A 13,140-nucleotide genomic window follows, 5' to 3' on the forward strand; every position below is an offset into this window, starting at 1 on the left:
CAACTATGTCATCATGATTGATCGTAATTCTTACTCTCATGATCTGCGTACCCAACATATGAAATCCAGCAACACTATATGGCACCATGCGACTGTCACCCGCGCACGACGCGAAAAGCTCAATGGACATAAGGGCGCGCTTGTCTGGTTTACCGGGTTATCTGGCTCAGGCAAGTCCACTTTGGCACACGCTGTCGAAGAGCGCTTGCACCAGGAAAACTGTAGGACGTTTGTGCTGGACGGCGATAACGTCCGCCACGGTTTGTGCGCAGACCTGGGGTTTTCCGATGAGGCACGTTCAGAGAACATCCGGCGTGTCGGGGAAGCCGCCAAACTGTTTGTCGAAGCGGGAATTGTGGTATTGACTGCATTCATTTCCCCTTTCGAAGACGACCGCGACCGCGTGCGCAATCTGGTTGGGGCAGGTGACTTTATTGAAATCTACTGCCAATGTCCGCTGGAAGTGTGTGAGGAACGGGATGTCAAAGGATTATACAAGCGCGCGCGAGCGGGAGAAATTGCACATTTCACCGGTATTTCGTCGCCGTATGAGCCACCGCGTTCGTCCTGCCTCGTGGTGGAAACTTCCGTACTCTCGCTCGAGGAATCCGTTGATGTTGTGGTGGCGTTGTTGCAGGCACGCGGCATTGTGAGCCTGGCGGAGCCAGTACAATGAAGGTACTCCGGGAAATGCCCTGCAATATGTCCTGAGAACGTGATGGGCAAGGAGTGCTTGTTCAGCATTCCACTGAATTTTCCCCGCCTGAAGTTTCTTGTAAATGAGCTTGCTCTTGCTTAGCGTGCAATTCTTCGCAACGTTCGGCGAATGGCTGATTTCCTTCTACGATAGCTAACAAAATGCCTGCGGTTTTACCTTCATCGGCTGCGATATTGATAAATTGCCTGACGACGCCTTCCGGGAAACTCATCGTGTCATATTTGTTCAATATGGTATGATCGACGCCAGACTCTCCGTCCCAGAGGACTTTCCACGTTCCCTCCAAAATAATGAAGGTTTCTGTGGAGTCATGGTTATGCATCGCACAGCCGCTGCCCGGGACACATTCAACAAAATAAACAAAAAAACCGGCCGCCTGCACAATGGCAGGTATCTCGTTCTGCTTCTCGGCAGATATCCATTTCTCATCTTCTGATTCCAGGAAACCCAGCACCGGCTTCGCGACATTGATTCCGTCAGGGCGCGTAGCGCCTCGAATAGTCTGGTATCGTGCGATGTAACTGTTTATCTGTTGGCGCGTCGGTTTGAATGCGGGGAGCGGCACAGCAATGATCCTTTTAGAAAAGTACTGCAGGAAAGTATTGCATGAAGTGCCGCCCGCGCAATCAGTTATCGCAATACTGCACGAACGGAATCAATCACAAAAGCGACCTGTTCATCAGACATCGTCGGTGACATAGGCAAGCTTAGCAACTCGGCAGCCATGCTTTCAGCGATTGGCATATTATAATGCGAGAAAGCTTCATAGCATTTTTGGCGATGCGGGGGGATAGGATAGTGCACCATGGTGCCAATACCTCGCTCAGCCAGTTTTTGCTGGAGCTGATCACGATTGGCGCAGCGTATTACGTACAAGTGCCATACAGGCAACGCCCACTCGGGAACTTCCGGTAACGTGATCGGCAAATTGGCCAAGCCATGGTTATAGGCTGCTGCGATTTCCCGGCGCCGCGCGTTATAGCTGTCCAGTTTGGATAACTTAATTCGAAGAAACGCCGCTTGCAATTCATCCAGTCGAGAGTTGCAACCGATTTCATCATGTTGGTATTTGACCTCCGAGCCGTAGTTGCGCAGACGCTTTATCTTGGCCGCAATTTCCGGGTCGTTAGTCAATACAGCACCGCCATCTCCAAGCGCCCCCAAATTTTTTCCTGGATAGAAGCTGGTTGCAGCGCCGTGAGCCAAGCCGCCGGCACGTCTCCCTCGATATTCAGCTCCTTGGGCCTGTGCTGCATCTTCAATAACAATTAACCCATGCTCGCGCGCGATTTCATTAATAGGGTCCATATCTGCGACTTGCCCATACAAGTGCACAGGCATAATCGCCCGGGTCTTCGTGGTTATCGCAGCTTTGATGGCTGCCGGGTTAATATTATATGTTCCGTCCAGTGGTTCCACAGGTACTGGTGTGGCGCCGCAGCGACTGACAGCGAGCCAGGTGGCGATGAAGGTATTTGACGGAACAAGAACCTCATCTGCAGGCCCTATTCCATAGGCTTGCAATAATAAAAACAAGGCATCGAGCCCATTCGCGACGCCAATGCAATGTTTGACACCGCATGATTCCGCAAATTCTTTCTCGAAGCTGGATAATTCTTGCCCTGCAATTAACCAGCCTGAATGAATTACTCGTTGCAACGCGGCACTTAATTCATCTTGGATTTCCAGATGCGTTGTCGTTAAATCTAAAAAAGGCACCTTCATAGATTTCCTTTGTTTGCAGCCTTCAAAAAGGCGTCGTAATCCCGGAAGTAATCATTTTCGCAGTAGTAATCCGAAGCCAATACCATGCATACCGCGCCGGAAGAGAAATTATCCAAATCTCGCCACATCATGGGCGGAATATAGAGGCCATAATAAGAGCGATTCATGTGATACGTTCTTTTCTCTTTGCCATCATCCAGACGCACGTCGAAACTTCCAGACATCGCGATCATCAATTGGTGCAACTCTTTATGGCCATGAGCTGCCCTGGTTGCGCCTCCTGGAACATCGTAGAGGTAATAAACCCGTTTCAGGTCAAATGGAATATGACGCCCACCTTCCACGAAGGTCAAGTTCCCGCGCTGGTCAGGAATGCGGGGAAGTTCGATGATTTTGCAGTCACTCAATGCCATGATGAGCCTCTCTCAGGTTTATATTGAAAAATTCATGAACGGTACTGCCGGCACCAAATTCTGATTTGAAACAAAACAGTCCCTCATTTAATATGTTGCCATTGCTTTCAGTACTGATGCCGAAATCAAAATAACGCTTCCCTGACGATTGGGCCAATTCAATGCAGTGGGAAAAGATAAGGTCCAGACTATTTAATTCATAACCCTGTTCGCTAGACGCAATATACTGGGCATGCCACGTGGTCTTTGATATGAACAAAACCACCCCGGCAACCACCTGGTTATCGGCCAATGCGCAGCAAATACGAATATTGTCCGGACAGCGGTCGATAAGCCATTCGATCTCGGCAAGGGCATGCACAGGTTTTGTGCCGTGCTTGCGCGCCAAGTTGTCCGCCAAGACCGCCCATAACGCCGGCAGGTGGCATAGTTCAGCGCTCAGCGTCAGGTTATTGCTAATAGCCTTTTTTAAACTTCGATGGCGACGACTGCTGATGGGCAGTCTGGAGGTCAACTCGATCGTGCTACTGATATCGCAACGAGAGCGGCTAACATTCAAGCGATGGAAAGCATAAAGGTCGTCTTGCGCCGGAACCGAATGATAAAAGGTCGGCACAGCCTTGTAGGAAAAATTCGAGTAACCAGCATCTCGATAATATTGGATGATGGCGCGCAACGCCATCAGCATCCGTTCGCCTCGCAATGCGCCTTGGTGAACAATGCCGCCATAGGTGCTGCCCGGGTGGCTGACCACGGTTGTTCGGTCAGACGGATGGCGGGCGGCAGGCAGCAAACCCAAGCATTTTCCATCTTCTTCAATTATCAGTGACTGGTCCTCGAAACGCGTGCCATGATATGAAAGAAATTTTCTAGTGTGCAAAAACGTGGCTTGCAGGGAGTTGTCGCAGAACAAGTCCCATGCAGCCGCATCGCCGTCAGAAAAAGGGCGAATGGAATAACTCATTCGTGCTCCAATACGGCAACGGCGAAACCGGCTTTCCCAAAATCGTTCCCATTATAAAAAACGTACAATTTATCTGAAATTTGGATGGGAGCAGCATACATAATGGCGTCCGAATCAAATCCCTCGGCGCTCACATCCAAATTCATTTGGTCATCCATTCGAACCCAGTTTTTCCCGTCCGAGGACTCAGCATAACCCAAGCGATATGCAGCGAACGAACGCCGACGTACCGAGTAAAACATGCGATAGCCGCCACCCGGTTTGGTAATGACGCACGGCCGACCGAAACCGTGTTCATCCGGTTCTGTGATACTGAGTTGCACTTCGCCGGCAGGGCCGAAAACTTTACCGTCTGGTGACTCAATATAACGAATATCGTACACCGGCATTGATTTGCCGTTCAGATCAATCCATTCACTGCCACCGACATACCACATCCTGACCATGTCGCCTTCTGCCATACCGTACGGTCCACCGCGAATAAACAACTCACCATCGGACCGTTCAAGAACCGGCACCTCGGCATGGCGCCGGAAACTACGGCCGCCATCAGTACTAATGGCAAGCCCAGTAAGCAAGCGATATCGGATCTTGGTACCGAGCTCAAAGCCAGCATAGTACATATAGAGCTGATTACCCGGCATCGGTACCACGGAGCAGCAAAGTACGCCATTCTCGTCAAAGGTGCCGGGTCTCCCGATATCCATCAGAGGCTGCGAGGAAACTTCCAAAACTTTGGTTGGATCGGCCGTAGATACGTCGACGTAACCGGGCCGGCCGATCCCCTGCGCGTCACAGAACGTCGTGAAAATCCGAATGACGTCATCATTTAACTGGATGGGAGTCGGTATCATTGCATGGGAGCTTGCCCAAGGCACACTCCCATCAGGAGAGTAAACCACTCCTAACTTCTTCCATTCCATGAAGCCTACTCCTCCTTAATGCGCAGGAAGCGATAAGTATTTACAGAGGCAGGTTCGTGCTTCGCCGGCTTGAAGAAAGCCGCCACATCAGTATTGTGCGTAATGGTGACAGCCGGGCCGATCCAATTGTCCTTCGCGATCTCGATGTTATTGATAATCGTGCAGTTAACGCCAAGGAAACTATTTTCACCAATGTCACAAAAACCGGAAATTACCACGTGGGACGAAATAAAGCAGTTATCCTTGATTTTTGAATGATGGCCGATGTGATTCCCGCTCCACATCACGACATTATTGCCGACTTTGACAAAAGGCTGGACCGTGTTGTCTTCAAAAATAAAGCAATGCTCACCTAATTCCACATTGCGCCAAATGAACGCTCTTGGGCTAATATACGAAGCAAGTGCGTAACCCTTTTCTTTGGACGCGGCAGCCAGCCTGGCACGTAATCTGTTCAGTTGAGTGTAAGTTGCCGCTACGAAAACAGAATGCTCCTGTGGAGCAAAGCGCTGGTGCATCGTTTCGAAGGCCACAACCGGCAAGCCGTTCAACGTGTCAGTTTTTAAAAACTCTTCCTCTACTGCATAAGCGACGACTTCGTATTCGGTGTCTGCATCAAAATATTCATGAGCGATTTCCGCGAAACCAGAGGCGCCAACTATAATGAGTTTTTTTGTTTTCATGATTATGGCTTTCTAATTAAGATATCTTCACGCCTATTTCCCATCGGCAAGTCCAAACTTTGTGGCAATACCCATGCATGAAAACCTTGCGACCGGGCCCGTGCCAACATGGACAATACTACCGTATCGTCCATTTGGCCGGGCTCGAGTTGGTTAAATACCACGGTTGGCAATTGATCGGTTCCGGTGTAAGCTTGGTGGCACGCGATTCCTGCTGCGCTGGAAAAGAACCGTTTTCGCATCGTGATATTTGGCACGTCGCCAAAGAATATTTCTCCGCCGTCGCGGAGTAAATTCATGGACTGATCCATGAAGTCCCACAAATTCCCTTCCGCAAATACGTACTGAATGACGCTGTAGGCGATGATTACGTCGACCTTGCCGGTATAGCTTTCGAACAGGGATGGAACCTGCGGGTAACGTCCGGGAATTTTCTTGATGTGAGGGCCGTCCGGCAGCAAGGCCAGCATCTCGGTACTGTCCACAAACAGCACTTCATGTTGCCGCTCCTGGCACAGGTCGGCAAGCATCGCAGGCAGCCGGCTGCATCCGGGCCCGATTTCCAGAATCGTCTTTCCTTTTCCTTCGAGCGAGGTCAGTTTCTTAACCATATCGGCGAAGATGAGGGGTTCCTTATCTTCTCGATAGGAGTTGGGAAAGCCAACCTTTTCATGAGCGCTCAAGTCGTCATTGAGAGCAAGCTCACGAAATTTTTCAAAGTTGAGCTTGTCGAAATCAATCTTTTCAGCCATGGTGTCCTCGTATAACAGCTATTCAGGAGTTGCGAGCAAAGTGAAGGAAAGCACCAATGTCAGGTCGGTACGGTTTTAGCGGTGGAATATCTACAGCGTTGATGTCGAGACCAGCGCGTTCCAGTTGTTCCGAGAACATTTTATTGTTATGGAAGCGTTCGAAGTATGCACGACTTGCCTTGGACTGCTGCTGCCAATAACGCTCGTCAAACTGATCGAGAATGGCATTCATTTCTTTCAGGTCGCGCCAAGTCGGTGCTTCGGGATAAACCAGGTCGATGCTGCCCCAGATACGGTCCCGCGCATGCTGATGTAATAAAATTGGGACGCCAGCAGCCATAGCGTCAACCAAGGCCTTGCCACCAGATAGCGGCATCGTAGGAATGTAAAGGTCGACATCCAGCGTGCTCAATATTGTGGCCAGTCCTGGTGCTTCACCAAGGTAGCAAAACTGATTTTCTTCGATGCCATGCATTTCAAGCAAATTTGCCATTCCGCTCAGGAAGTCGCCTGGCAAATATCCGATATGATAGTGGATGCCTTTTTTGTTTTTTAATACTTGGACAATCTGGTCTTTATATGACAGGTGATAATCCATATTTTGCAACTTATGAATACTGCCACAAGTTGCGGAAGTGAAGACCGGCTTCGAGAAATTTGTCCTCTTGGGCTTGATGTCTTCGCCAGCGGACGTTAAGCACAAATAGCGATTATTCGTTAAGTTATGCTCGTGGCGGCAACGGCTGAAGCCGATATTATGCAAATCCAAATGCTCGACGCCAACGAGATGACTTCCCAGGCAAGGGGTATGGTCACAATGGTGCAGGAAAAGTGCCTTTTTGGCAATTGATGGCGTAATCGCTGCGATCGCGACCGAGTCGTATGGATGCGACAGCAGATATACGCGATGGACTTTCGGGTGATTAATGACACTTTGCGTCAAGCGCAGTTTCTCAAGCAGGCGATTATCTTCAATAAGAACGGTCTCGGAAAAGTCGCACTCCTCAGAAATCGTTCGCAGAATAGGATCTTTTTTATTGTGAATATTAGTCACCAGCAAAATTACCGGGAGCTTGCTGTTGCGAAGAATATCTTTGATGATTTCCACGTGACCGCCTTGTACTGTCAATTCGGTAACGAGTATGACATTGTAGGGCACGTCTTCGGCGGGTTGGAATTGCTGATATAGCTCGAATGCCGAGGTTTGCCCTGCTGCCTGGCAGAGTTCATCAAATATGCCGGAGTTAATTTGTTTGCCGCGCAGTTGCGGAGCATTGCTCAGTTCAAGGAATAAGCGAAACATGCGTTCGAGAAATTCCTCAATATTATCTCGGCGCAGTAAGTTCTGCTGCTCGGAAATGATTTCAGTGATGTTGTCAAACATGATGTTATCCTTGCTTCATTGCAACTAATGGGAAGTCGTTCGGGTAGGCCAGTTCGGACACCGATGACTGCAGTTGCTGATTAATCCAAGTTGCCTCTTCCAGAGTGAATCGAATCGCATTCTCATCATCGGGTTTGGACTCATTGTATTTCTTCATTGCATCCCCAACACCGACAATAGCCTCATCCGTGAAAGGATTTAATCCGAGGTCAAACGCCAATCCCTGCAATGTGTCCGCTAACGCGCATTCCAAGCTTTCGAGGTGAATTTCGATATAGTTGGGCAGTTCTTGAAGTTTGCGACGCTGCGCTACCAGCGCATCTGCCATATCCCGGAATTGTGGGACCGAGATTTTCAGGTCACGAGGTAGCCAATTCTTTTCCAGCAGCGATAAAAAGATAAGTCGCGGATCGCGGATAAGATGAACAAAATAGGAATCTGGAAAAAGCTCGCGTAAGAAATCGATTCGCCAAAGATTCGCCGGCGTTTTTTCGACCCAGCCAGTTTTTTCGGCTTGCAATGCCAGATCATCAAAAGTGATCTCGACGAAGCGCCGCATAGGGATCAGCAGTTCTTCCCGATCGAAACGAACGCGCGAAACAAAATTGGAACAAAGCTCCTGTACGGCTGTTTCATAATGCGGGAAAAAGTTCGGCGCCAAGTCATGCATTTCGCTAAATGGCGAAGGCTCCTTTCCTGTAACCAGGTTAAGCATGAGATTCTTAAAACGTTCGATCGCCAGCGGGGCGACGGCGGTCGAAAAGTTTGAAGTCAGCGCATTGGCCAGTTCAGAAAAGCCGTCCGCCTCTACGAGAAACTTTGTTTCAATAGGAACGGCAGCCAGCTCACCGTGGCGATATAACGCGTTCAGCGTAATGGTCGTGCCTGAGCGACCCATACCGCCAATAAAAACTCGTTTCATAAATTTCTCTTATTACTTGATGGCTACGGGTAATGTGATAACTTTTTTCTGGGATAAGTTATTCTTTTTTGTTTTTTTCCTGGTGTCTGAAACTGCCACCGCTTTTAGATGGCCAATGGCGGTATCCGCTTGACGCGTTTTCTCAGCCATAATTTCGGCTAATTTCTCTTCCAGTAACCCGACATGAACCAGCATATCGTCATGGACGCCCAAGGCATGCGTTCCAACAAGCCTGAGGCATTCAAAGAAGACCAGATTGATGCCAAGCGCATCAGCCATCTCGACAATGTAGTAGTAATTGCTGTTCTTGTACCCGTTGACCAGCACACAAATAGTACTGTTTGGTTGGCAAAATACCATGTTCGCCAATGCGGCACCTGCTTCGGCAATTACGATTTTTGCATTTGAGAACACCCGTACCTGGTTTTCAAACGTGGCGGAGCCTGGATCGAAGCCCCAATAGCCATTGTTTGCCAACATCGTCCGCATCACGTTCCGGTTGGACAAACGACGGAATTCGACGTTGTGACGCACTATGTGCAGTTTCTCGAACTTGCTGATGCCGCTGACATTGAAGGGCTGCCCAACCTCCCTGAGCAATTCAATTGCCGTTGGAGAAATTAGGATGTCAGACTTCAATGGCAAATCCAGCGTGTGGACGGTGTTCACGGACAAGTCCGTCACGCAGTGCAGGCGGCCAACACGTATTGAAGAATTACGCGGCACTTTGACGAGTTTGACGTCTTTCCCGGCAACCTGGAGCAGTACATCTTCCTGCAAGCGGCCAATTTGCTCATCAATCAATAGCGTGACGTCTTTGGCTAATCCATTGCGACGGGCTAACAAATATCGAGGCAAGACCTCAATCATCCAGTGGAAGTAATTGTGGCCATGGTCGTGAAGTAGCGAAAAGGCCTCCTGGACATAAATGTCGGTAGGGCAATACTTTATGCTGCAACTGTCGTTGCTGACATGCAGCAAACTCGGACCTTTGAATTCGGACTGGCGCTCGGTGTCGGCATCAATATAGTCGTAAATGAAATCGTGTGGCCCGGCAATAATAATGCTGTTCCCGCCAATGACGTTGACATCTTGAAGGACGGTATAGATCGGACGAGGAAGTTCGTGAACTTCCGGCGTTGCGGGAGGATTTTTCCTGTTTAAGAATACCGGGTCGTTGACCGTGACCGTACGCGCAGTGGCCAATTGCCGGGTCGGAATGGCATTTTGCTTTGTGTACTCGGCAAGGGTGCGGCGCTTTCCGGCGATATATATGCCATTGCTGTAATTGCCCAGCAATGGCATCGGCAAGAAATAGTTGAAGAAATAGTTGTAGCACAGAGTCGCGGCGCCATACTCTTTCCTTGAGAGAAAGCCAATGGCCAGCGCCAGCCAAAAGTTGTTTCGATATGTCTTGGGATGCGTCCGCTTGTTTGTCGCAACGTCAAGCAGTTCATTGATCAAGCCGCTTGCCTGCTCGATTTCGATGAACAATTGTTGATCCAGCGACCGTTCGATTTCCAGGCCGGCGTTTTCGATTGCCTTCCATGTCAGCCCTTCGGAAACCAGGTTGTCATGGAAATTAAATGGCTGGCGGGTTTCAGCCATGCCATGCCGGAAGAAATGATGCAGTTGGTTTGACGGAACGTCCGGATATTTTGCACTGTAGAAGGTCGAATCAAACCCGATAAGTTCGGCGAACGTAAATGTTCTATTATTGTTGGTGACGGATGACTCGCGCTCGTCAGCCAAAGACCAAGGGAAGCGTCCCTCGTGCATCCCTAGTTCAAGAAAATGGTCCAGCGCATTGACACCGGCCTCGGCGACGTCTGGATATTTATCAAGGTATTCCTTTTCGTCGAAAGAAAGGATCTTCGTGATTGAAGCCTTTTCGCTCTCGGAGTAGCTTGCGGCAGAGAAGAGATTTTTAAGCATGTTTGTACATTTCTTATGTTATTTTTTCAAATGCGCGTTGCGCCAAGCTAATACAGAGTCTGCTGTTTCCCAGCGGTAGCCAAGCAGGCCGGCAAGGAACGGGTCATCTTTGTGCTTTCCATTCAGCATGCGCGATATGTTGATTTGTTGCTGAATAATAGGAAGCGTGTACAAGTTATTGATGGCTCGCCGGACCGACTGTGAGCAATTTACGCCAGCACGATGGTAAGTGAGTGCGTTGAAAACAACTACATCGCCAGGATCTGCAATAATCTGAATTTCGTTCTTTCGGATGTATTCGTTCGACGGGAACGGCTCATGCAAATGCGAACCAGGCAAGAAGAAAGTGCCGCCAGTCGTGGCGTTGAACGGGTCAACACAAATTAATGTCTGCAGCGCAATTGGACGGGAGCTGGTGAAGTGCTGATACTGCAATTCCCGATGCCATGCCGTTTGATAAAGGATGTCGTTCGGAGGGCTCATGATCCCTACCTGGGATGATAAGCTGATGTTGGTTCCCAATACCTTCTTGATAATAGGGAGTACTTTTGAATTAAGGGCGATATGATCAAGGAAGAAATCATCATATGCCAGCATAGAACGGACGATGTATTTATCTTTGATCGCTGCAAGGTTTTCCTCGCCAAACTCTTTCAATTGGAAATCGTAAAGATAGTCCAGCCCTTCCCGAGTTTGGTTCAACTGTTCGCTATTTAAAGCGCCACGAACGACAGTAAACCCGTCACGTTGCAATTCTTCGATATGAGGGTCCATCCAGTCTTTATTGACAGTCCGCTCATAAACACCATGAACTTTGATGTCATCCGGTATATTAGTTTGACTCATATCAGTGCTTCCTTAGTGACGAGTGTAGGGAGGTGAAGGTTACTGAAGTTAAAGGGTAGCTAGCAGTTTCTTTTGGGCATTTACGCAATCGGACAGCATGCATCTTGAAATCGCTTTGGTTTCTCTTGGTCTTGGCCCGGATGACAAATGTTCGACAATAGCGTCGCTAAAGCCGAGGTGGTCAAAAAAATCGATTTCCTGGACATCCAGTTCGTCCGAAAATTCTTGCACTGGAGGTGTGGCTGAAGCAATAACGGGCATTCCCGCGATAGCGGCTTCGAGAAATGACCATGAAAGTACGAAAGGTACTGTCCAATACGTATGCACGCGGCTGATGCTTAACACGTCCAGATAGGTGCCATACGAGGTATTTCCGAGGAAATGTACGCGCCGCATATCCAATTGGCTGCCAACTTCTGCGATCATATGCTCTTGCCAGCTTTTTCCGCTCGGTGCGCATGCGCCATAACTGATATTGCTGCCGCCGATAATGACGGCATGGGCATTGGGGCGCTGGCGAAGGACGTGCGGCAGCGAACGCATGAATACCTGGAAGCCGCGGACTGGCTCGAGATTGCGTGCAACATAACTCAATACTTCATCGCCAGGCCGGAAACGTATCACTCCCGTGCCAGCTTTTTGAACTTGCAGGTTGGCTTCGGAATTGAATTTCAACCGGTCCTGATCAATTCCGTCATGGATAACAGTGATCTTGGACTGTGCCCAGGACGGATAAGTGCTTTTCTGCCAGCGTGTGGGTGAAATGGCGACGTCTGCAATTTCCAGGCTTAACAGATTTGTCGTATTTTTCAACCGCAGCTTACAACGCTGTGCAAATGTCAGCTTAGGCTGCGCTGGATCAAAGTGAACGTCCTGACCGTATTCCGCATAGTAATATTCGCAATAAATTACCAGCTTCGAGTTCGGGAAAACTTCTTTTAGGAATAAGGCCTCTCCCCAGCCGGGATGGGCAATAATAATGTCAGGCGTAAAGCCGTCATGTTTGAGTTGTAGTGCTGCGGCAGCACACGCTTCAGCACGCAATATATGGCTTTCTTGCTCTTGCAACAAGAAATGCGTTTCCTGTGCCGGTGCCCGCAGTAGCGTGTAGGGGCGCAAGATCACGCCCGCAGGCGCAGGATTGATACAGCTTGTCAGCGCAACGACCTTGTTGCGCGGATCGGATGCAAGATCAGCTGCCAGATGGAGAAATTGTCCGGGAAAATTTTGATGGATGAACAGGATGTTCATTGCATCACTCCGGACAAATGTTGAAACACCTCTTCGCTGGTTTCCGGCATCAAGGCGACAGCCCAGAGGTCCCAGTTGGAGCCGGTATGCACCCGCACTTCCGGAAAGCCGGATTCACATAGGGCTTGGCCCAGGGAGTCGGCGGTGAAGCCTGTCCGGTGGCCCATGAAGTCATTGCCGTGCTGCAGTGATAATTGGTGACCATACACAATGTCGATGGCCGTGATGGGGCCGGCCGCCGAGTGGTAAAGCGGCTTGTCCAGTTGACCTGTCACAATATGCCTGGCGACTGCGCGCAAGTCCGGGACGCTGATGAGTGCAAATCCATTGGGCTTCAGCACGCGCCGGAATTCGGCAAGCGCCAGCGGCACCTCGAATGAGTTCAAATGTTCCAGATTGTGTGATGACCAGATTGCATCCATCGTCGCATCTCCGATCAAGCTGAGATCAGTGATACTGCCAATAATGTCTGGTTCAACGGCAGAATCAATATCAAACCGGATTTCGTTCCATGCCGGCGTACGGAAGCAGGCAGGCAGGCGTTCGGGCCTTTTTTGCCCGCAGCCGACATGCAGCAGGTCCAGTAATGGGCCCTTGGTAGACTTCGCTGGTTGCACTATTTCA

The 13,140-nt window shown here is 49.6% G+C and carries 14 protein-coding genes; 1 reads left to right on the top strand and 13 read right to left on the bottom strand.

The annotated features are described in order from the left end of the window. The first annotated feature begins 13 nt into the window (after positions 1-13). Positions 14-676 carry an adenylyl-sulfate kinase gene (gene cysC / locus GJ700_RS06615; protein ID WP_229506838.1) on the top strand — a complete coding sequence of 221 codons (663 nt, stop codon included), beginning with the start codon at positions 14-16 and terminating at the stop codon, positions 674-676. Positions 677-737: 61 nt separating this feature from the next. Here cysC and GJ700_RS35270 read toward each other — a convergent pair whose 3' ends face one another. The 13 genes from GJ700_RS35270 to GJ700_RS06680 form a co-directional block, all read right to left on the bottom strand. After that, positions 738-1,283: a cupin domain-containing protein gene (locus GJ700_RS35270; RefSeq protein ID WP_154371853.1), complete on the bottom strand. Its 546-nt coding sequence runs from the start codon at positions 1,281-1,283 to the stop codon at positions 738-740. A 65-nt stretch (positions 1,284-1,348) separates the two neighbouring features. Next, positions 1,349-2,443, bottom strand: coding sequence for a DegT/DnrJ/EryC1/StrS family aminotransferase (locus tag GJ700_RS06625; protein ID WP_154371854.1), 1,095 nt, complete (start codon positions 2,441-2,443; stop codon positions 1,349-1,351). Continuing rightward, complete coding sequence (locus GJ700_RS06630) at positions 2,440-2,856, bottom strand: sugar 3,4-ketoisomerase (RefSeq protein ID WP_154371855.1); 417 nt, start codon at positions 2,854-2,856, stop codon at positions 2,440-2,442. Before GJ700_RS06630 ends, GJ700_RS06625 begins: the two co-directional genes overlap by 4 nt. Continuing rightward, positions 2,843-3,820 (bottom strand): GNAT family N-acetyltransferase, encoded by a 978-nt coding sequence (locus GJ700_RS06635; RefSeq protein WP_154371856.1) that lies wholly within the window; start codon positions 3,818-3,820, stop codon positions 2,843-2,845. Before GJ700_RS06635 ends, GJ700_RS06630 begins: the two co-directional genes overlap by 14 nt. Continuing rightward, positions 3,817-4,743 (bottom strand): glycoside hydrolase family protein, encoded by a 927-nt coding sequence (locus tag GJ700_RS06640; RefSeq protein WP_154371857.1) that lies wholly within the window; start codon positions 4,741-4,743, stop codon positions 3,817-3,819. Before GJ700_RS06640 ends, GJ700_RS06635 begins: the two co-directional genes overlap by 4 nt. A 5-nt stretch (positions 4,744-4,748) precedes the next feature. Then, positions 4,749-5,426 (bottom strand): acetyltransferase, encoded by a 678-nt coding sequence (locus GJ700_RS06645; protein WP_154371858.1) that lies wholly within the window; start codon positions 5,424-5,426, stop codon positions 4,749-4,751. Positions 5,427-5,428: 2 nt separating this feature from the next. Continuing rightward, positions 5,429-6,178, bottom strand: coding sequence for a class I SAM-dependent methyltransferase (locus tag GJ700_RS06650; protein ID WP_154371859.1), 750 nt, complete (start codon positions 6,176-6,178; stop codon positions 5,429-5,431). A 22-nt stretch (positions 6,179-6,200) separates the two neighbouring features. Next, the gene (locus GJ700_RS06655; protein WP_154371860.1) at positions 6,201-7,562 is read right to left on the bottom strand and encodes a GTPase Era family protein; all 1,362 of its coding nucleotides are present in this window, start codon (positions 7,560-7,562) and stop codon (positions 6,201-6,203) included. A 4-nt stretch (positions 7,563-7,566) separates the two neighbouring features. Beyond that, positions 7,567-8,484, bottom strand: coding sequence for a sulfotransferase family protein (locus GJ700_RS06660; RefSeq protein WP_154371861.1), 918 nt, complete (start codon positions 8,482-8,484; stop codon positions 7,567-7,569). 12 nt (positions 8,485-8,496) lie between these two features. Beyond that, on the bottom strand, positions 8,497-10,419 hold the full coding sequence (locus tag GJ700_RS06665; RefSeq protein ID WP_154371862.1) for a glycosyltransferase family 61 protein: 1,923 nt from the start codon (positions 10,417-10,419) through the stop codon (positions 8,497-8,499). Positions 10,420-10,437: 18 nt separating this feature from the next. Next, complete coding sequence (locus GJ700_RS06670) at positions 10,438-11,265, bottom strand: phytanoyl-CoA dioxygenase family protein (protein ID WP_154371863.1); 828 nt, start codon at positions 11,263-11,265, stop codon at positions 10,438-10,440. Positions 11,266-11,313: 48 nt separating this feature from the next. After that, a complete protein-coding gene (locus GJ700_RS06675; protein ID WP_154371864.1) occupies positions 11,314-12,516 on the bottom strand; it encodes a glycosyltransferase in 1,203 nt (400 codons plus the stop codon). Beyond that, entirely contained in the window at positions 12,513-13,133 is a 621-nt protein-coding gene (locus GJ700_RS06680) for a class I SAM-dependent methyltransferase (RefSeq protein WP_371867852.1), read from the bottom strand. The genes GJ700_RS06675 and GJ700_RS06680 overlap by 4 nt, the downstream gene beginning before the upstream one ends. Between the last annotated feature and the right edge of the window lie 7 nt (positions 13,134-13,140).

The sequence above is a fragment of the Pseudoduganella rivuli genome (assembly GCF_009674485.1).
In the GTDB taxonomy this organism is placed as follows: Bacteria; Pseudomonadota; Gammaproteobacteria; order Burkholderiales; family Burkholderiaceae_D; genus Rugamonas; species Rugamonas rivuli_B.

Coding starts and splice junctions, on each gene's coding strand:
- GJ700_RS06635 (WP_154371856.1), bottom strand. CDS start 3,820: ATGAGTTATTCCATTCGCCCTTTTTCTGACGGCGATGCGGCTGCATGG.
- GJ700_RS06675 (WP_154371864.1), bottom strand. CDS start 12,516: ATGAACATCCTGTTCATCCATCAAAATTTTCCCGGACAATTTCTCCAT.
- GJ700_RS06650 (WP_154371859.1), bottom strand. CDS start 6,178: ATGGCTGAAAAGATTGATTTCGACAAGCTCAACTTTGAAAAATTTCGT.
- GJ700_RS06640 (WP_154371857.1), bottom strand. CDS start 4,743: ATGGAATGGAAGAAGTTAGGAGTGGTTTACTCTCCTGATGGGAGTGTG.
- cysC (WP_229506838.1), top strand. CDS start 14: ATGATTGATCGTAATTCTTACTCTCATGATCTGCGTACCCAACATATG.
- GJ700_RS06625 (WP_154371854.1), bottom strand. CDS start 2,443: ATGAAGGTGCCTTTTTTAGATTTAACGACAACGCATCTGGAAATCCAA.
- GJ700_RS06665 (WP_154371862.1), bottom strand. CDS start 10,419: ATGCTTAAAAATCTCTTCTCTGCCGCAAGCTACTCCGAGAGCGAAAAG.
- GJ700_RS06655 (WP_154371860.1), bottom strand. CDS start 7,562: ATGTTTGACAACATCACTGAAATCATTTCCGAGCAGCAGAACTTACTG.
- GJ700_RS06645 (WP_154371858.1), bottom strand. CDS start 5,426: ATGAAAACAAAAAAACTCATTATAGTTGGCGCCTCTGGTTTCGCGGAA.
- GJ700_RS06670 (WP_154371863.1), bottom strand. CDS start 11,265: ATGAGTCAAACTAATATACCGGATGACATCAAAGTTCATGGTGTTTAT.
- GJ700_RS06660 (WP_154371861.1), bottom strand. CDS start 8,484: ATGAAACGAGTTTTTATTGGCGGTATGGGTCGCTCAGGCACGACCATT.
- GJ700_RS06630 (WP_154371855.1), bottom strand. CDS start 2,856: ATGGCATTGAGTGACTGCAAAATCATCGAACTTCCCCGCATTCCTGAC.